The following is an 18,556-nucleotide window of genomic DNA, read 5'->3' on the forward strand; positions in this document are numbered from 1 at the left end:
TTCGCAGTTCTATCAGGGTGCTGGTGCTGGATGAAAGTCGAACGGCTCAAGAATTGAATGAACATCTTAATGAAAAATAAAAATTTCGAATCAAACACATCCTATGGGGTGTGTTTTTCCATGTGGTGAGTAAAATAAGTGGACATTATAAAAAATACATGGTATATTTATATTTAATTAAAGATAAATGAATTAAGAATAAATAAATATCTAAAGCTATAGGAGGATCAATGATGCAAGGTTTGAAAGGGATTCATCATGTTACAGCAATTACAAGTAGTGCAGAAAAGAACTATGCGTTTTTCACTTATATTCTTGGGATGCGCTTAGTCAAGAAGACAGTAAATCAAGATGATATTCAAACGTATCACTTATTCTTTGCAGATGATAGAGGAAATCCTGGGACCGATATGACGTTTTTTGATTTTCCGGGTATTCCAAAAGGTTCGCATGGAACAAATGAAATCTTTAAAACATCTTTTCGCGTTCCTTCTGATGCTGCTCTTGATTATTGGGTCAAACGTTTTGACCGCTTAGAGGTAACGCATACAGGTGTTAAAGAACAGTTTGGTAAGCGAACATTATCCTTTGTGGATTTTGATGATCAGCAGTATCAATTAATTTCTGACGAAGAGAATATTGGTGTCGAAGCGGGGGTTCCATGGCAGGATGGACCAATTCCTCTAGACTATGCAATAACAGGTCTGGGGCCGATATTTGTTCGAGTTGCAAACTTTGAATATTTTAAAGAAATGATGGAAAAAGTACTTGCTTTCAATGAAATAGACCAAGATGGTGCTTTTCATTTGTTTGAAGTGGGGGAAGGGGGCAATGGAGCACAAGTCATTGTTGAATATAACCCGGTACTGCCAAACGGTCGACAAGGGTATGGTACGGTGCATCATGCTGCATTTCGTGTTGACGACCGAAATGTGTTAGAGGAATGGATCACACGAATGGAGAATTTCGGATTTCAAACGTCTGGTTATGTTAATCGCCATTTCTTTGAATCATTATATGCCCGTGTAGCTCCCCAAATTCTGTTTGAATTTGCCACTGACGGTCCTGGGTTTATGGGAGATGAACCATATGAAACACTCGGAGAGAGCTTATCGCTACCACCATTCCTCGAGCCAAATCGTGAAGAAATTGAGAAAATGGTGCGCCCGATTGATACGGTAAGAAGCACGAAAGAATTTAAAAAAGAATAACCAGATGGTATACATTTTTATCAGGTAAGGTCGTGCATCTAGATTACTGCATGGCCTTTTTTAGTTTTTCTTGATAAAAAAACTAAAGACCAGGCCTAAATTAACACCTATTAAAGTAAAGATGGAAAACAAGCCTATCCCCATTCCCGTCCATTCGCCGATAGCAAAGATACTGATAATGAATATAATAAAACCGGCAAGGCTTAGAAGCGTAGTAATGATGTACAATGTTACCCGATTAATCAACCTTGCTAAAATAATAATGACGGATGCTGTTATTAATCCTGTAAGGATAAAAGGCGTCCATCCTTCGAGAAGAATCCTTGTCATATTTTCATCCCCCAGATAATTAAGGATTCTCATTACCCATTACATACCATAATGATATTTTCATCGAGGTCCCTTAAAGGAACTCCTTCCAACGTTATAACTGGATCGTTAACATCATAGAAATGCAGACCGAATATCATCGTATGAAAATTAAATAATGATTGTGGAGAACTTGATATCATGATCCATAATCATGTAGTTACGACAATTCATTTATATTAAGATGAATACCCTGCCTAAGCATCTACAATATCATTAATCAACTTTTTTAGATTGCTAGTATAAAATGGAATTAATTTGGTTCCGAATCAGGGTAGACATATACTATACTCCCTATTTTAAGGCATAAGGGAGTTTATCCTATCTTACTTCCTATCTTTGAAAAGTATGATAACAATAAATGACTTTTGTAAAGGAATGTTTCATTCTTTGGCTATGGTGTTTATTAAACCCGTGTAGAACAGTAAAATTTCTAATGTATGCCAGATAGTGAGTAAACCTGGATTCCTGATCAAGCTAAAGACCTATTCTTAACGCCCATTTAAAAGTAGGTAGTTTTGATTTAATGATTTCTGATACGCTACCAGGGACCCCGTTTGAAATGGGAACGAATGTTACTATTACGATAATATTCGATGGAAAGGAAGAGGCAGAGGATATTTATAACAAACTATTAACAAATGATGGAGCTGAGGCAATGCCAATGCAAGAAGCATTTTGGAGCCCAGCTTATGATCAAGTTATTGCTCAATTTGGTGTAACCTGGCATGTTTCCGGGGGAGAATAGCCGGTAATAAGAAACAGGCATTCAACATGCCCATTTCTTATTACTATGACCTAGCGGCTTTCATGAACAATATAAGCATCCGTTACACCAGCGTTTTTCACTTTTGTTAATTGTTCTTCAGCGTTTGATCGATTGGTGAAAGCTCCTGCTTGAACACGATACCATTGCTGTCCGGAAATGGTTACTAAGTCGACAAAGGCATTAATCCCTTTCGACTGTAGCATATCAACACGTTGTTCTGCATTATCTCGGGATTTGAAAGATCCAGCTACCACTCGATAAATACTACCCGAACCTGGCTTTTTTGTTAGATTAAAAGCTTTTGCTAATCCATTGACATGCCCACGAGCAACGGTTTGTCTCCAAGAAGCACTACGCATTAATGCAGCATCACTCGGATTATCTATAAATCCGTTTTCCGTTAGTATTGCAGGCATTGCAGATTCACGTAGAACGTGAAAATTGGCCTTTTTCTTCCCTCTATTACGCAGTTGATTTACTTTCGTGACTTCTGAATGTACTTGATTACGGTACTGTGCTGTTTGTGAACCATCAGATAGTGACGAATGAATATAATCTTCATAGCCCCTAGCAGAACCATTAAAAGAGTTGCAATGTACGGATAGAAAGTAATCAGCATTCCATGTGTTGGCATCATTCGTTCGTTGATTAAGACTAACCGTAGCATCGGTTGTTCTACTCATTCGTACCTGCACATTATTGTATTCACTGGTAAGGATATTTCTAATTCGTAAGGCAATATCTAAATTAATATTTTTTTCATATAGTCCATTTCCTGTTGCACCTGGATCAGACCCTCCATGACCTGGATCTAAATAAAGTCTCATTACTTATTCCTCCAGTCTTCTTCATATTCTCTTTCCATAACAGCGTATGAAAGCATATATTCTTCCAATTGGACAAACATCTTTATTTGATAGAAATTCCATAGATGCCACTGCCCGTTCTTATAACTATAATCGGATCATTACGTAAGGAAGTGGCAATGGTGATTACAAAAAAATAAAGGAAGTAAGGCGGTTTGGCTCACTTCCTTTATTCAGTAGCTAATGGTTTCTTCGGTGGTTTATTTTCTTTCTTCCCTAAGAGAACCCGTTTTGCTTTTTCTCTATTCCGCTTATTGCTCAATACATAGAGTATATCATCATCTTGGATAACGGAGGTGCCTGTTGGTGTGATCAATTGCTTATTTCGGATTATTCCGATTACCAGCGTTTCATCTGGTAGTTCCAAATCAATCAGTGTACGATTTAAGGCAGCTGATCGCGGGGTCATTCTTACTTCCATTATTTCAGCCTCGGTATTTCCTAGATTAATTAATTCCATTGTTGGTTTGCTCGGATCATTCTTTCCGCCTGTTAGACCAAGCTTTGTTGCTAACCAGGATAACGTACTTCCCTGTACCAGTGCTGAAATAAGAACGACGAAAAACACAGCATTAAATATAAGATCGCTATTTTCTATATCAGCAATAATTGGATAAGTTGCCAATACGATAGGTACGGCACCTTTTAATCCTGCCCACGAAATAAATAATTTATCTTTTACGTTATATTTCATAAATAGCATGGAAACAAAGACTGCAATTGGACGTGCGATAAACATTAGGATAAGCGTTAATAAAACCCCTTGCCAGAATACACTAGGTAATTGACTTGGAAATACAAGTAAACCAAGCAGGATAAACATAACGATCTGCATCATCCAGGCAAATCCTTCATTAAAACGTAAAATCGAAAAGCGATACATGAGGTCACTATTCCCAACGAATACAGCCATTACATAAACAGCCAGTAGGCCGCTTCCGCCTAAAAAGTCAGAAATAAAATAGGTAGCAGTAGCCATACCTATTGCAAGAGCAGGGTATAAACTAGAGGTGTCTAAATTTATATTATTTATGAGTAATACAGTCAGTTTTCCAAGCAATAATCCGATTAATAGGCCAAGCCCCATTTGGACGAAAAAGCTGCCAATAGCTAGCCATATCGATGCATCTGGCACTTGTATTAATTCAATTAAAGCAACAGTGAGAAAAACCGCCATTGGATCATTAGATCCTGATTCTGCTTCAAGGGTAGAGGTGAGTTTGGATTTAATGTTTTTGTTTCCTAGCACACTAAATACAGCAGCAGCATCAGTAGAACCAACAATCGCCCCAAATAACATACCTTCTAATAAGGATAAGTTAAGAATATACATGGCAGCTAACCCAGTAATAACCGTAGTCAGTAGCACACCTAAGGTAGCCAAGGATCCTGCTGCACCAATAACAGGGCGGACATTCTCCCATTTTGTTTGGGTTCCACCTTCAAATAGGATAATAATTAAGGCCATAATTCCTATTAGTTGTGTGAGATGAACGTTTTCGAAGAAGATGAATTGATTTAGCCCCATGCCAATTAAGAGGAATAATACGAGTGCTGGTAGTCCTAACTTTGTGGAGAACTTTGTTGCCAAAGCTCCGACAATAAGCATTGCAGAAAAGAGAAAAACAAGCATTTCTAAAGATATATCCATGTTGAACAGTCCTTCCAAAGAACAATCTATCTCTATTATAAAGGTTATAAATGGATTTGAGAAAAAAGACGAATCATAATTATGAATTATTTTGTGATTGTTTTGATATATGGAACGAGAGAACCCATTTAATGGACTTCTATCAAATAAGCATAAAAGCACAAATATCCCACAAACTATAGGCAAGCTGTAGCCTGAAAGGAGGACGTGAAATGGGAAACAAGAATAATCAATTTAAAGAAAATACGAATCACGGAGAGCATCGCAATGGACGGAAAAGCCAATATAAAAACAGTAACTCTCATGGCGGTGAGGAGCCAAACCAATATGTGAACCAGAAAAAGCAGTAGGTTTTGCAAGAGAGTGGTTGATAGCCGTAGTCAGCCATTCTCTTTTTTAGGTAAAAGTGCAATTTTCGCCTAGATAACTATACAATAATCCTGGTTCTAATGTACTATTTTTAACATTAAATTTACAGTATCTTAAAACTTGATTGCTATACTTATTGCTAGATAAAGGATCGTAGGGGGAGATTGATTGAAGGTTTATCAAAAATACAAGCAATGGATAATGCAATTTAGCAATACGATGTTAAAAAAACTAAGCTTACGTAGCCGTTTGTTGCTCTTGTTTATCGTTTTGATATTCATTTCCAGTACGGCAGTAGGGATAAGTTCCTATCTAAAGGCGAAAGGAACAACGATGACAGCTATCGAGAACAGACTTAAACGAGAAACGGAGTTAATGGGATACATCGCTGATAACCTTCAATTTTTATACGTAAGCGATAATAATTATTTTATGCAACAACTTGAAAGTAATATTCGTACTCAAAAAAACAAATTAGCTGATGATGGCATTGCTTCTGAATATTTTTATGTTAAAGGAGAGCGGGTGACCCCATTTAAAAGTAGTGAAGATGCATTGCCAGGATTATCAACAGCTATTATAGAGGAAATATCGGTACGCCAAAACGGTCTTATACATAAAACGATAGATAACAAAGAATATACATTTACTTTTCAAGAAATGGAAGAAATAGAAGGAATCTATGTCTTAGCTGTTCCAACATCATCTTACATGGAACCCGTGCAATCAATGGGCTATTATACCATTGCGATTATTATGGTTAGTGGTTTGCTCACGACCTTATTGATTACTATTTTTGTAAGAAGTTTAACCAAACCCATTATGGTATTACGAGATACTATGCAAGAAGTAAAAATTGGAAACTTAGGAAAAGTCCTTCCTATTAAGACGACATTGCCTGAATTTATAGCACTGAAAAATGGATATGAAACGATGATTTCTTATATGCGAACGACGCTTCAGGAAATCAAAGTCACAACCGATCATCTGAATAACACAGGCAGAGAATTACAACGTTCATCTGCAACCACGTTAGAATCAGGTCAACAGCTAATGGAAGCAATTAATGAAGTGAAGACAGGAGCAGAGCAAACGGCATCGAGTTCAAAAAGTAGTGTAGAAATGGTTCTCCAAATCAAAGGTAAGTTGGAAATGATGAATATGGGGATTATTTTTCAAAGTTCTGGAGAAATGATTGCTTCTGCGCAGCAAGGCGATGTGCAAATAAACAAATTGAACCAAACGATAACTTCTTTTGAAACCGATTTTGAACAACTTACAAATACGGTTAACATGGTGCAAACGGAGTCTAAATCCATTACAGCAATGGTGGATATGATTCAAGAGGTTGCAGAACAAACCAAACTATTGTCATTAAATGCAGCTATCGAAGCCGCCCGTGCAGGTGAATCAGGTAAAGGATTCGCTGTAGTGGCCAAGGAAATAAGAAAACTAGCAGAACAATCTTCTCGAGCAGCTAGTGATATCACTGAATCAACATCGAGAATGGAATGTATAACAATAGAAGCGTCTAATGAGTTTCAGCAAATGCTATCAAAAACAAAATCAACACTTACGATGGCTGCTACTTCCCAGTCTTCATTTAATGAGCTGTTAATTGAAATCGAGAAAGTAAATAATCAATTAAGGTCCATAGAAAAGGATCTTCAAGAATTTGAACAAACACTCCCGCAATTGCAACAATCAGCAATTGATTATTCCTCCATGTCAGCAGATAATTTAATCCGTGCAGAAGAAATGCTTTTAGGCAGCAGTCAACAATTACATCTGTTGAGGAATAATGATGAAATTGGAAATAAACTTACTGATTTAGCAGACTCTCTTGCTATTCATACCCAACGTTATGACATTCAATAGCAGATGATACGTAAACCCTTCGATATAAATAAAAACCTGACCACGTTAGTGGTCAGGTTTATTTATTGAAATGGGGGAGTTAATGAATGAATTAGCCGAATCGTCCAGAGATATAATCTTCTGTACGGCTGTCGGTTGGTGTAGTAAAGATTTTGTCTGTCTCATCGAATTCAATTACTTCTCCATTTAAGAAGAAGGCAGTACGATCAGAAATTCGAGCAGCTTGCTGCATATTATGGGTTACGATAATAATTGAATATTCCTTTTTGAGTTCATGAATCAATTCTTCTACTCTTAATGTTGATTTCGGGTCTAATGCGGAAGTAGGCTCATCCATTAAGATGACATCTGGTTCGATGGCTAAGCAACGTGCAATACAAATGCGCTGCTGTTGACCGCCGGAAAGCCCGTATGCATTCTCCTTGAGACGATCTTTAACCTCATCCCAAATGGATGCACCTCTGAGACTTTTCTCAACAATTTCATCAAGTGTTTTTTTATTCCGAATGCCATGAATCTTTGGACCGTACGCTATATTATCGTAAATCGATTTAGGGAAAGGATTAGGCTTTTGAAAAACCATTCCTACTTTGGTACGTAAATCCTCTACTTTAAAGGATTTATCTAATATACTTTTTCCTTTATAGGTAATCATGCCAGAGGTACGTACACTTGGAACGAGTTCTACCATCCGGTTCAGTGTTTTTAAATACGTAGATTTACCACAGCCAGAAGGACCAATAATGGCTGTTACTTCTTTCTCGTAGATGGATAAATTAATATCCTTCAATGCATGTGTATCACCATACCATAAATTTAAATCCTTTGTATCGTAAACGGTAGTTTTTGGTGTATCTTTATTATTTCGCGGATCATTTGAAATCGTAAGCTCTTCATCAAATTTTGGCTTTGTTAAGGTACTCATATCACACACTCCTTAATTAATATCGTTTTTGAAACTTGTTACGGATAATGATTGCCGTAGCGTTTAATAAGAATAAGAGTACAAGTAATACAATGATAGTCGCTGCAGCTAAATTTGCATATTCTGCCACTAATGAAGAATCTAACGTCCAATAGTAAATTTGCATTGGGAGGACAGTGAATTTATCCATAATTCCACCAGGAAACGGGATAAGCAATGCTGGAATACCAATGACTACTAATGGTGCCGTTTCTCCAATTGCCCTCGAAAGTGACAAAATCGATCCTGTAAGAATACCAGGTAAAGCTGCTGGCAATATAATATTTTTAACCGTCTGCCATTTTGTTGCACCCATCCCATAAGAGGCTTCACTCAAATCTTGCGGTACAGCTCGAACAGCCTCCTGTGCTGCCACAATAATGATGGGAAGTACGAGCAAGGACATGGTTAAACCGCCTGCTAATACGATATTTCCAAAATCTAGAGCTCGAACAAATAAAGTCATACCTAGTATTCCGTAAACAATAGAAGGAACTCCTGCTAAATTTGCGATATTTGTTTGGACGAATGATTGAAATTTGCCTTTCCTGGCGTATAATTCTAAATAAATCGCAGTACCAACACCTAAGAATAGGGTGACTGGAATAACAACAACCATAAGCCAAAACGTTCCAAGAATGGCACCCATTATACCTGCACGATCTGCAGAAGTAGAGAGTTTTCCAGTTAAGAAGTCCAGGTTAATCCAACTTGCACCTTGGAGTAAGACACGTATAATTAATATAGCTAGGATGACTAATCCAAATAGAGTAGCTGCAAGAAATAATGTTTTTAATATATTATTTTTTAGAATGCGTCCATTCATTTTTTTCTGTACTTGGGCTGCGTCAACATATTTCATATTAATATTCCTCCCTAAACTTACGAGAGACATATCTTGCAAGTAGATTCATTAGCAATGTAAAGATAAATAATGTGAAAGCAACTGCATATAAACTGTAATAGATAGTAGATCCGGCAGGTGCCTCTCCTCCTGATACTTCAACGATATAGGCAGTCATGGTTTGCATGGATTGTGTGATATCGAAAGTGAAGTTCTTGGAACTCCCACTTGCAATTGTGACAATCATGGTTTCTCCAATCGCTCGTGATACTCCTAGTACAAACGAGGCAATTATTCCTGATAATGCAGCAGGAATCACAACACGGAATGCAACCTCTAGCTTGGTAGCACCTAATGCCAATGCACCTTCTCGCATCGAATTAGGAACAGAGGTCATCGCATCTTCCGATAATGATGCAATCATTGGAATAATCATGACCCCCATTACTAAACCGGGGCTTAAGATATTGGTTGCTTCTACGGTTGGGAAGATTTCTCGTATGATTGGAGTGACAAACGTAAAAGCAAAAAAACCATATACAATAGTAGGAATCCCTGCTAGGATTTCCAATAGTGGTTTTAATGTCCGTCTAATACGATCCGAAGCATATTCGCTTAAATAGACAGCAGTCATAATTCCAATTGGACCAGCTACTAACATAGCAATTACGGAAGATATGATCGTTCCATTAATAAGTGGAAGTACACCGAACTCAGGGTTTTGGCTTAAGGGTTTTAAAATAGTACCTGTAAAGAAATCAGCAATAGGCACACGTTTAAAGAACTCAATCGTTTCTGTTAATAGTGTATAAATGATACCGATCGTCGTTAGAATAGAGACGGACGCTATCAAGAAAAGGAGAACCGGAATAATCCTTTCTGTGAATCGACTAAGATTCCGCCCATTTTTCTTTTGGGCAATCATTTCTTGTATTTTTAAGTCGTCTTGGTCGTCTATCTTGCTGTTTGATGCCATAATTGGCGCCCCCTTTCAGAGCGTTAAGTCACAAGAAGATGAGAGCATGCCGCTCTCACCTTGTCCTGTTTTTTTAAATTTTTTTCTGAGGGTATTATTGCTTTAATCCTTCTAATTCGCTGATTAATTCCTCTGCTTCAGCATCTGGAATTGGTGCAAATCCAGTTTCTCCAGCAAATTCATTGATATTATTCATTATGAATAGTGCATAATCTAATACCTCAGGTTTTTCTTTTGCATGATCTACGTTCAAGTAAGTGAATACAGGTCTTGTGAAACCAGCATAGTCTCCATCTTCTGCTATCGTATCTAGAGATGGCTCGACAGGACCATCACCGAAGTCAACATTTACTGCTTGTATTTTATCTTTATTACTATCGTAGTAACCAAATCCGAAGAATCCAATAGCATTTTTATCTTCTGAAACTAGTGTTACTAGCGTTGAGTAGTCTTGTTGAAGGTTAATATCGCTAACTAAATCTTGTTCTTCCATAATGTTTTCATAGAAGAATTCATAGGTTCCATGATTTTCATTAGGACCATAAGTTTGAATTTTGTCATCTGGCCATTCTGGGTTAATATCAGACCAGTTCGTGTACTCTCCAAGGAAAATACCTTTGATTTGGTCTTCTGTTAATTCAGTAGCCCAGTCGTTGTCTGGATGTGTTACAATTGTTAATCCATCTAGCGCTACCTTTAATTCTTTTACTTCCATTCCTAATTCATCGGCTTTTGCTTGCTCTTCATCTTTAATTTTACGAGAAGCATCATTAAAGTCTGTTCCATCTTCTACAAGGAACTTTTCGAATCCAGCACTAGTTCCTGCGCGACTAACTTCGACAGATACATTTGGTTGTTCGTTTACCATGTATTCTTCAGCTAGGCGTGACATTAACGGATAAACGGTTCCGGATCCATCTATGACAACATTACCTTCTAGTTCTTCTGATTCACCTTCGTTTTCAGCGTTAGCATTTCCGGAATCATTTCCTTCTGAATTTGAGCCACAAGCTGTAATTACGATAGCTATTACTGCGATAAGAAGGAACATAAGATACTTCTTGAACTTCATTAAAATTGCCTCCCCCTATAAATATGTGGATAGTTTTATGAGGAGTTTTTCCCCTCTCAACTGCTAGTATAGTAGGCGAATATTAAGGAAGTATGTTTGGAATGTAAAGCTTTTGTAAATTGCTAAAAAATAGTACCATTTTAACTTGAAAGATGTATAAAAGCTGGTAAAGGAATGTCGATATAGGTAATTTTTAGGAGAAAAGGTAGTAGAGATACTTCAATTTGTTTGTTACGATAGGTTTTATAATCTAATGTTTTGATGGAAGGATTAATAGATGCTTACCTTTAAAGAAGTTTATGATAATCTGTATTGCTATTATGGACCACAAGGCTGGTGGCCAGCGGATACACCAATCGAAATGATCGTAGGGTCCATTCTTGTGCAACATACAAATTGGAGAAATGCGGAGAAGGCCTTGCAAAATATAAAAGACGTTTTAACCGCGGAAGCGTTGGACAATATGCCGTTGGAGGAGTTAGCTTATCGGATTCGTCCAAGTGGTTTTTACAACATAAAAGCAAAACGGATCAAAACCTTCCTAGATTGGTTTAAAAAGTATCAATTCCAAATCGAAAAAATCAGGCATTTCGATCGAGATAAGCTACGAAAAGAACTATTATCCATTCAAGGTGTTGGTCATGAAACGGCAGACGTCATTTTGCTTTATGTTTTTGACAAATCAATTTTTATAGCAGATGCATACGCGAGAAGGATTTTTCATCGGTTTGGATATAATATACCAAAAGGATATGATGCCTTCCGTATTGATGTAGAAGAAGCATTATCATCCAGCGATGTGGATTTATATAATGAATATCATGCATTGTTAGTAGAGCATGGGAAGGTACATTGTAAATCAGATCCTATTTGTACCGGCTGTCCATTATCTACATATTGTCGTCGATTAATTCATTCCTAGGTTTTTTCTTAATCAGAAGAACAAACAAGTATTTTGCTTCTGATCGTATTGTTTGAAATAATATCATTAGAACACTCAATTAAGAAAGGGGTTCAGTCAATGAAAGTACTTGTAGTAGGAGCCAATGGTCAGATTGGTCAGCATGTCGTAAAACAATTAGCAACTAGCAGCGAACATACAGTTAAGGCAATGGTTAGAAAACAAGAACAAGCAGATGAGCTAAACAATCAAGGAATTGAAACAGTCGTAGCAAATCTTGAAGATAGCGTAGATGAATTAGCGAAAGCAATGAAGGGATCAGATGCTGTTATCTTTACTGCTGGGTCAGGTGGAAGTACGGGTCCAGATAAAACGTTATTAATTGATTTAGATGGGGCGATTAAAACAATTGAAGCAGCTGAAGAGGTAGGTCTTGAACGATATATTATTGTCAGTGCCCATCAGTCTCATCATCGCGAAAACTGGAATGAAAAAATTAAGCCATATTATGTAGCAAAGCATTACGCAGATCGAGTTTTACGAGCAAGTAAGTTGAACTATACCATTGTTCGACCTGGTGGTTTATTAAATGAACCGGGGACAGGAAAAATCTCAGCCGCAGAAAATCTAGAAAGAGGTTCCATACCAAGAGAGGATGTTGCAACAACAGTAGTGTCCTCACTAACGAATGAAAAGACGTACCATCAGTCGTTTGATCTCATTTCTGGTGAGATTCAGATAGATGACGCATTACAAAAATTATAAACCAACAAACGCTAGCCAGGAAAAAGAGGCTAGCGTTTTTATATTGCCTAAACAAATAATAGCAGCTTTATTTTACATTTGGTTTTTCCTTCATTTTACTAGTGACGATAGCTTTGTTACAGGTCATTTCCTCAAATCGTGTTAAACCATGAAATTCTCTTTGACACAGGTTTGGTTTTCAGCACCTAGGGAAGTCGGAAATTTCCCTCTTTTATCTCACATACTGCTACACTCTCCCTTATTAGTTTATCTGCAATTTTCGTTTTACTGAACATGAACAATAAAATGTGGACAGGAATAAAAGGTAGTGAAAAACAAACTGGTAAATAATTTCTACAAAAATATTGTATTTGCCCCTTGAATAATTATTCATATTGATGCATAATAATTCAATAAGGAAATAAGCACAGGAGTGGTGAAAATGAGTAAAGATAAAATCGTTTTAGCTTATTCAGGCGGATTAGATACATCTGTTGCTGTGAAATGGCTACAGGATAAATATAATTATGATGTTATTGCGGTAGCACTTGATGTCGGGGAAGGAAAAGACCTTGAATTTGTGAAAAATAAAGCCCTACAAGTAGGAGCGATTAAGTCTTATGTCGTTGACGCAAAAGCTTTATTTGCCAAGGAATTTGTACTGCCTGCCCTTCAATCCAATCTATTATATGAAGGGAAATATCCATTGATATCTGCACTTTCCCGTCCATTGATTGCAAAGATTTTAGTGAATATTGCCAAGGAAGAAGGCGCTGTTGCAGTTGCTCATGGTTGTACTGGAAAAGGAAATGACCAAGTACGGTTTGATGTTGCATTTACTGCTTTGAGTCCGGAATTAAAAATTGTTGCTCCAGTACGTGAATGGGCTATGTCAAGAGAAGAAGAAATCGAATATGCGAAACAACATAATATCCCAGTACCGATCGATTTAGATAATCCATTTAGCATTGATCAAAACCTATGGGGACGCAGTAATGAATGTGGTATTTTAGAAGACCCGTGGGCTGAGGCACCGAAAGAAGCGTATGATTTAACCACGGATCCAACCGAAGCGCCAGATGAAGCGCAAACGGTGCAGATTACATTTGAACAAGGAAAACCCATCTCATTGGATGGAAAATCAATGCCTTTAGAAGAGCTTATTTTGGAATTGAATTCCATTGCAGGAAAACATGGTGTCGGTCGAATCGATCATGTGGAAAATCGTTTAGTTGGTATAAAGTCTCGTGAAATTTATGAAGCGCCAGCAGCACTTACTCTGATTACTGCACATCAAGAATTAGAGGCATTGACATTACCGAGAGAAGTGGCTCAGTTTAAACCAACCATTGAGCAAAAGTTATCCCAATCTGTTTATGATGGTCTATGGTATTCTCCTCTTACGGATGCATTAAAATCATTTGTTAATGAAACTCAGCAATATGTATCAGGAACAGTTAAAGTAAAGTTATATAAAGGCCTTGCTCAAGTCGTTGGGCGTGAATCACAACAATCGTTATATGATTTTGATTTAGCTACGTATAATGCGAAAGATGCATTTGATCATGAAGCAGCATTAGGTTTTATCAAACTATGGGGGCTACCGACAAAAGTCCATGCAACTGTCAATCAAACACATGCTAATATGGATGAATCAGTAAAAGAAGCGGTATTAGATGTGAAAGAAGCTGTAAAACCATGAAGCTCTGGGGAGGACGTTTCACAAAACCAACAAGTCAACTAGTAGATGAATATACAGCATCTATCTATTTTGATAAGAAATTAGCAGTCTATGATATTGAAGGTAGCTTAGCCCATGTTGCTATGCTTGGTAAATGTGAGATCATTACGAAAGAAGAAGCGAAGACAATAGCAGAAGGTCTTCAAAAAGTTGCATCCACTATTGAAAGTGGTGAAGCAATATTAAGGGAAGAGCATGAAGATATTCATATGAATGTCGAGCGTTTACTCATTGAAGCGATCGGCCCTGTTGGTGGGAAACTTCACACTGGTAGAAGTAGAAATGACCAAGTTGCCCTTGATATGCGCCTGTATCTCCGTGATGCACTCGTAGAAATAACACAATTGGCTGTTCAAGTTCAGCAAGCCCTAGTGAAACAAGCCACTGCTAACATGGATACGATTTTACCTGGATATACGCATTTGCAGAGAGCACAGCCAGTTTTATTCTCCCATCATTTGCTAGCATATGCCTGGATGTTTCAGCGTGATATTGAACGTCTGATAGATAGTTGGAAACGGGTTAATCAGTCCCCTTTAGGTGCAGGCGCATTAGCTGGGACAACATTTCCAATTGATCGAAAATATGTTGCGCAGCAGCTTGCCTTTGAAGGAATTTGTGAAAACAGCTTGGATGCGGTAAGTGACCGAGATTTTGTGGTAGAATTTTTAAGTGATGCGTCCATGATTTCTATGCATCTTTCTCGCCTTTGCGAAGAAATTGTGCAATGGTCTAGTCAAGAATTCAATTTTATTGAGATTGATGACGAATTTTCTACAGGCAGCAGCATGATGCCACAAAAGAAGAACCCCGATGTTGCTGAATTGGTAAGAGGAAAAACTGGACGTGTATATGGTCATTTAATGGGGATGTTAACAACATTGAAAGGTCTTCCTCTAGCGTACAACAAAGACATGCAGGAAGATAAAGAAGGTATGTTTGATACCGTGGAAACACTAAGAGGTGCACTTTCGTTATTTGCCCCAATGATTGAATCAATGAACGTGAATAAAGAAGCTATGTACAAAGCAGTGCAGAATGATTATTCAAATGCTACTGATTTTGCTGATTATCTTGTGGGCAAAGGTATTACATTTAGGGAGTCCCATGCCATTACAGGAGAGACGGTCCTTTATTGTATCAAAGAAAATAAATACTTGACTGACTTAACAATAAAAGAGTTTCAAACCTTCTCGAATGCAATTGAATCAGATATTTATGATTACTTAGCACCTGAAGCTGTCGTGCAGGCACGTAATGCAACAGGAGGTACTGCGAAGAATCAAGTAACTGCACAATTGAAGAAGGTAACACAAGCAATTGAAAAAAATAACCAATGGGTTTCAGCTAAAAATGAAATTCTATCTAGTCGCAGCTACCGATCAATTTAAACTATTTTTACCAACTGGACATATGAGGTTCAGTTGGTTTTTTACTTGAAATCTATTTATGGACGATCGATAAAAAGCCTTTCGTTTCCTGATGGATAGTATACCTGCTATACTACTTATATTGTCTTTTCATACGTGATTTACTTTAATGTATTATGTTTAGATATTCTTCAGATCATTTTTTAGGAGATTTTACCCTGACATCACAGAAGAGTAGGAGTGACAATCTTGGTAAAGTTAGGTAAAATTGCAGTGCATATTTGTTTGCTTTATCTTATTTTCCTATTGGGAAATTGGATAGAACATACGTTAGGATTATTTATTCCTGGAAGCGTCATTGGTATGCTAATCTTATTCCTTTTGTTAATAACAAATATTATTCAGGTTTCATGGATTGCGGAAGGTGCTAATTTTATTGTTAAGAATCTAGCATTCTTTTTTATTCCTGTAACCGTAGGAGTTTTAAATTATTATCAATTATTTTCGGGCAAAGGCTTCTTATTAATTATCATTGTATTAATTAGTACCATCTTTGTAATGGCTGGATCAGGCATTGTCAGTCAGTGGCTTGTTCGTAGAAAGGAATATAAGCATGAATGAGGTTATGTTAGCCGTTGTAATAATACTAGGGACGTTTTTAATCTATCATCTCGCATTGAAAATTCATGAAAGGTGGAATCATCCCTTTACTGCTCCTGTTTTAATCGCAACGGCAATTATCATTATTATATTAGTAATATTTCATATCCCATATAAAACATATATGTTAGGTGGTAAATGGATAGATGAATTACTTGGACCTGCTGTAGTTGCGCTCGCCTATCCTTTATATCAGCATAGAGATACATTAAGGACATTAACCGGTCCGATTTTAGTTGGGACTTCCTTTGGAGCAATCTTAGGAATCTCAACTGGCTTGCTACTGGCAAAATGGGCAGGTTTTAATTCTTCTATTATTTACTCATTAACACCAAAGTCCGTTACCACCCCTGTGGCAATGGCGGTTACAGAGACGTTAGGTGGCGTCATGTCATTGTCTGCAGTATTTGTCATGATTGCTGGTATTGGCGGGGTGCTTATGCACACTTATGTACTACGCTTATTCCGAATTGACCATTACCTTGGCCGTGGTGTAGGGATGGGCAGTGCATCGCATGCGATTGGTACAGCTACTTCCATGGAATCCAGTAAATTGGAAGGGGCGATTAGCACGATAGCAATGGTAGTTAGTGCGATTGTAGTTTCCGTTATTACCCCAGGGCTAGTGCTTATCTTAATGTAGTTTAAAAAAAGCCGAAGAAGCAATGCAGCTCGCTATTGTTTGCTTCGGCTTTTTTATGCTGTACACCTAGTGTCGTTTATTTAACCAAAGAACACCAGATTTTGCTAATCGTGGTAATAGCCCTGTCATTGGTTTTTGCATCATATTACCAAAGCCATCTGATTTTCCGAGGGATCCTAACGTTCCTTTTAATTTAATTTCTTTTGGTTTTTTCGGTTCTTTATTATTTAAAACAGCTAATAATACCTCTGCAACTCTTTCTCCTTGCTGTCCAGCTAGTTGACCACTAGGTGAATACTCAGAAGAAGCGCAATCGCCAACGACGTAGATATTGGGCTGCTCAGGAATTTGGAAAAATTGGTTTACAATCATTTTTTCTTGATCGTCTTTAGCAAATGGCAATTCTCTAACTAAATAATTAGGGCGAACGCCAGCAGTCCAGATCGTCACATCATTTACATAACAGATACCGTTATTACAAACACCATCCTTTTCAACGTATTCCACGTTTGCATGATGGATCACATCTACATCATTTCGAACAAACCACTCTGATACATACGCTTGAATCTTAGAATCGAATGCTTTTAATACACTCGCGCCTCGGTCAAGTAATCGAATATTGAGATCCGGTCTGCTTTCTCTAATTTCGGAAGCTACTTCAATACCACTTAAGCCAGCACCTACTACAGAAACCTTTCCATGAGCTTTTAGGTTACAGACGGCAAGTCCTGTTTTACGAGCTTTTTCGAATGTTTGTACGCTATGAGTGAATTCTTTCGCTCCTTCAATGCCATGATAGTTATCTTCACATCCTAATCCGATGACAAGATAATCATAAGGAATCACTTCACTGGAATTAGAGAATAAAATTTCCTCTTTGTCAGTATCAATCTTTTTAATTTCTCCATAAAAGTAGCGAACCCGTTGATCATCTGGAAAGCTTAAACGAACGTCCTTTTCCGCAGATGTACCGGCCGCTATTGTATAGAATTCTGTTTTAATCGAATGGTATGGATTTCTATCAACTAACGTAATTTCTAGTTCTTCTGGTAATTGGTAATCAAGGATCCCTAATAATGCCTTTAGACCACCATAACCCCCACCAAGAATGACCAATCTCTTCATGCCGCAAAACCCCATCTCTGATAAAATCTTCTCCCCTTTATTCTAGCGAAGATATGGATAGATGTCACCATTTGATTCCTTTCGACAAGTGAATAAGTAATCAATCGATGGCATGTGTTCTCACTCCTAGTATTCCAATAGATGCAATGATGCTATACGGATTAAAAGCAGATGCTTCAGCATCGTAGACATAAGCTGTACGCGTATTAGATTTCGTTGGTTTTCTTTATTAGGATAAACTGTTATAATGGGTTGGAAACGGTTTCTGAGTGGGCAGATCTTGGAAATCGCAGCACCGTCTGTGAGAATAAAGGGGTAACATACAGGCTGGGCCAAAAGGCTTCGTTTCTTATGGGAGAGAGATGAAGCCTTTTTTATATACTATCGAATGACAAATAAG

Annotated in this window: 18 protein-coding genes; 10 read left to right on the forward strand and 8 right to left on the reverse strand. The window is 37.6% G+C overall.

The genetic code is table 11. The annotated features are described in order from the left end of the window. Positions 1-233: 233 nt before the first annotated feature. On the forward strand, positions 234-1,211 hold the full coding sequence (locus tag BN990_RS01855) for a ring-cleaving dioxygenase (RefSeq protein ID WP_021290008.1): 978 nt from the start codon (positions 234-236) through the stop codon (positions 1,209-1,211). 60 nt (positions 1,212-1,271) lie between these two features. Here BN990_RS01855 and BN990_RS01860 read toward each other — a convergent pair whose 3' ends face one another. Then, positions 1,272-1,541: a hypothetical protein gene (locus BN990_RS01860; protein ID WP_021290007.1), complete on the reverse strand. Its 270-nt coding sequence runs from the start codon at positions 1,539-1,541 to the stop codon at positions 1,272-1,274. A 565-nt stretch (positions 1,542-2,106) separates the two neighbouring features. Between BN990_RS01860 and BN990_RS01865 the strand changes: the two genes are divergently transcribed. Next, positions 2,107-2,328, forward strand: a complete 222-nt coding sequence (locus tag BN990_RS01865) for a VOC family protein (protein ID WP_021290006.1) — start codon at positions 2,107-2,109, stop codon at positions 2,326-2,328. Between the two features lie 50 nt (positions 2,329-2,378). Here the strand turns inward: BN990_RS01865 and BN990_RS01870 are convergent, their stop codons facing one another. Together BN990_RS01870 and BN990_RS01875 are read right to left on the reverse strand one after the other, a co-directional pair. Continuing rightward, positions 2,379-3,176, reverse strand: a complete 798-nt coding sequence (locus BN990_RS01870; RefSeq protein WP_021290005.1) for an N-acetylmuramoyl-L-alanine amidase — start codon at positions 3,174-3,176, stop codon at positions 2,379-2,381. A gap of 208 nt (positions 3,177-3,384) precedes the next feature. After that, positions 3,385-4,866 carry a potassium/proton antiporter gene (locus tag BN990_RS01875; protein WP_021290004.1) on the reverse strand — a complete coding sequence of 494 codons (1,482 nt, stop codon included), beginning with the start codon at positions 4,864-4,866 and terminating at the stop codon, positions 3,385-3,387. Between the two features lie 212 nt (positions 4,867-5,078). Between BN990_RS01875 and BN990_RS22855 the strand changes: the two genes are divergently transcribed. Then, complete coding sequence (locus BN990_RS22855; protein ID WP_021290003.1) at positions 5,079-5,216, forward strand: hypothetical protein; 138 nt, start codon at positions 5,079-5,081, stop codon at positions 5,214-5,216. A gap of 187 nt (positions 5,217-5,403) precedes the next feature. Next, positions 5,404-7,113, forward strand: a complete 1,710-nt coding sequence (locus BN990_RS01880) for a methyl-accepting chemotaxis protein (protein ID WP_021290002.1) — start codon at positions 5,404-5,406, stop codon at positions 7,111-7,113. Between the two features lie 91 nt (positions 7,114-7,204). Here the strand turns inward: BN990_RS01880 and pstB are convergent, their stop codons facing one another. From pstB to BN990_RS01900, 4 genes are all read right to left on the reverse strand, one after another. Then, entirely contained in the window at positions 7,205-8,038 is an 834-nt protein-coding gene (gene pstB / locus BN990_RS01885) for a phosphate ABC transporter ATP-binding protein PstB (RefSeq protein ID WP_021290001.1), read from the reverse strand. A 16-nt stretch (positions 8,039-8,054) separates the two neighbouring features. Continuing rightward, complete coding sequence (pstA, locus tag BN990_RS01890) at positions 8,055-8,939, reverse strand: phosphate ABC transporter permease PstA (protein WP_021290000.1); 885 nt, start codon at positions 8,937-8,939, stop codon at positions 8,055-8,057. A gap of 1 nt (position 8,940) precedes the next feature. Then, entirely contained in the window at positions 8,941-9,897 is a 957-nt protein-coding gene (gene pstC / locus BN990_RS01895) for a phosphate ABC transporter permease subunit PstC (protein WP_021289999.1), read from the reverse strand. Positions 9,898-9,991: 94 nt separating this feature from the next. Next, positions 9,992-10,969, reverse strand: a complete 978-nt coding sequence (locus tag BN990_RS01900; protein ID WP_038241950.1) for a PstS family phosphate ABC transporter substrate-binding protein — start codon at positions 10,967-10,969, stop codon at positions 9,992-9,994. Positions 10,970-11,246: 277 nt separating this feature from the next. Between BN990_RS01900 and BN990_RS01905 the strand changes: the two genes are divergently transcribed. The 6 genes from BN990_RS01905 to BN990_RS01930 all read left to right on the forward strand — a co-directional run bounded on the left by BN990_RS01905 (position 11,247) and on the right by BN990_RS01930 (position 17,028). Beyond that, positions 11,247-11,891, forward strand: a complete 645-nt coding sequence (locus BN990_RS01905; protein WP_021289997.1) for an endonuclease III domain-containing protein — start codon at positions 11,247-11,249, stop codon at positions 11,889-11,891. A 78-nt stretch (positions 11,892-11,969) separates the two neighbouring features. Then, the gene (locus BN990_RS01910) at positions 11,970-12,635 is read left to right on the forward strand and encodes an SDR family oxidoreductase (protein WP_267903312.1); all 666 of its coding nucleotides are present in this window, start codon (positions 11,970-11,972) and stop codon (positions 12,633-12,635) included. A 421-nt stretch (positions 12,636-13,056) separates the two neighbouring features. Continuing rightward, entirely contained in the window at positions 13,057-14,316 is a 1,260-nt protein-coding gene (locus tag BN990_RS01915; RefSeq protein WP_021289995.1) for an argininosuccinate synthase, read from the forward strand. Further along, positions 14,313-15,746: an argininosuccinate lyase gene (gene argH, locus BN990_RS01920; RefSeq protein WP_038241956.1), complete on the forward strand. Its 1,434-nt coding sequence runs from the start codon at positions 14,313-14,315 to the stop codon at positions 15,744-15,746. Before BN990_RS01915 ends, argH begins: the two co-directional genes overlap by 4 nt. A gap of 219 nt (positions 15,747-15,965) precedes the next feature. Then, complete coding sequence (locus tag BN990_RS01925; RefSeq protein WP_238323664.1) at positions 15,966-16,346, forward strand: CidA/LrgA family protein; 381 nt, start codon at positions 15,966-15,968, stop codon at positions 16,344-16,346. Further along, a complete protein-coding gene (locus BN990_RS01930; RefSeq protein WP_038241964.1) occupies positions 16,339-17,028 on the forward strand; it encodes an LrgB family protein in 690 nt (229 codons plus the stop codon). Before BN990_RS01925 ends, BN990_RS01930 begins: the two co-directional genes overlap by 8 nt. 66 nt (positions 17,029-17,094) lie before the next feature. Here the strand turns inward: BN990_RS01930 and BN990_RS01935 are convergent, their stop codons facing one another. Next, positions 17,095-18,156 (reverse strand): NAD(P)/FAD-dependent oxidoreductase, encoded by a 1,062-nt coding sequence (locus tag BN990_RS01935; RefSeq protein WP_021289991.1) that lies wholly within the window; start codon positions 18,154-18,156, stop codon positions 17,095-17,097. Positions 18,157-18,556 lie beyond the last annotated feature (400 nt).

It is taken from the genome of Virgibacillus salexigens (assembly GCF_000723585.1).
Classification (GTDB): Bacteria; Bacillota; Bacilli; order Bacillales; family Amphibacillaceae; genus Virgibacillus; species Virgibacillus salexigens.

Excerpts from the sequence above, each read along its gene's own strand:
- BN990_RS01855 (WP_021290008.1), top strand. The coding sequence starts at position 234 with ATGCAAGGTTTGAAAGGGATTCATCATGTTACAGCAATTACAAGTAGT.
- BN990_RS01860 (WP_021290007.1), bottom strand. The coding sequence starts at position 1,541 with ATGACAAGGATTCTTCTCGAAGGATGGACGCCTTTTATCCTTACAGGA.
- BN990_RS01865 (WP_021290006.1), top strand. The coding sequence starts at position 2,107 with ATGATTTCTGATACGCTACCAGGGACCCCGTTTGAAATGGGAACGAAT.
- BN990_RS01870 (WP_021290005.1), bottom strand. The coding sequence starts at position 3,176 with ATGAGACTTTATTTAGATCCAGGTCATGGAGGGTCTGATCCAGGTGCA.
- BN990_RS01875 (WP_021290004.1), bottom strand. The coding sequence starts at position 4,866 with ATGGATATATCTTTAGAAATGCTTGTTTTTCTCTTTTCTGCAATGCTT.
- BN990_RS22855 (WP_021290003.1), top strand. The coding sequence starts at position 5,079 with ATGGGAAACAAGAATAATCAATTTAAAGAAAATACGAATCACGGAGAG.
- pstB (WP_021290001.1), bottom strand. The coding sequence starts at position 8,038 with ATGAGTACCTTAACAAAGCCAAAATTTGATGAAGAGCTTACGATTTCA.
- pstA (WP_021290000.1), bottom strand. The coding sequence starts at position 8,939 with ATGAAATATGTTGACGCAGCCCAAGTACAGAAAAAAATGAATGGACGC.
- pstC (WP_021289999.1), bottom strand. The coding sequence starts at position 9,897 with ATGGCATCAAACAGCAAGATAGACGACCAAGACGACTTAAAAATACAA.
- BN990_RS01900 (WP_038241950.1), bottom strand. The coding sequence starts at position 10,969 with ATGAAGTTCAAGAAGTATCTTATGTTCCTTCTTATCGCAGTAATAGCT.
- BN990_RS01905 (WP_021289997.1), top strand. The coding sequence starts at position 11,247 with ATGCTTACCTTTAAAGAAGTTTATGATAATCTGTATTGCTATTATGGA.
- BN990_RS01915 (WP_021289995.1), top strand. The coding sequence starts at position 13,057 with ATGAGTAAAGATAAAATCGTTTTAGCTTATTCAGGCGGATTAGATACA.
- argH (WP_038241956.1), top strand. The coding sequence starts at position 14,313 with ATGAAGCTCTGGGGAGGACGTTTCACAAAACCAACAAGTCAACTAGTA.
- BN990_RS01930 (WP_038241964.1), top strand. The coding sequence starts at position 16,339 with ATGAATGAGGTTATGTTAGCCGTTGTAATAATACTAGGGACGTTTTTA.
- BN990_RS01935 (WP_021289991.1), bottom strand. The coding sequence starts at position 18,156 with ATGAAGAGATTGGTCATTCTTGGTGGGGGTTATGGTGGTCTAAAGGCA.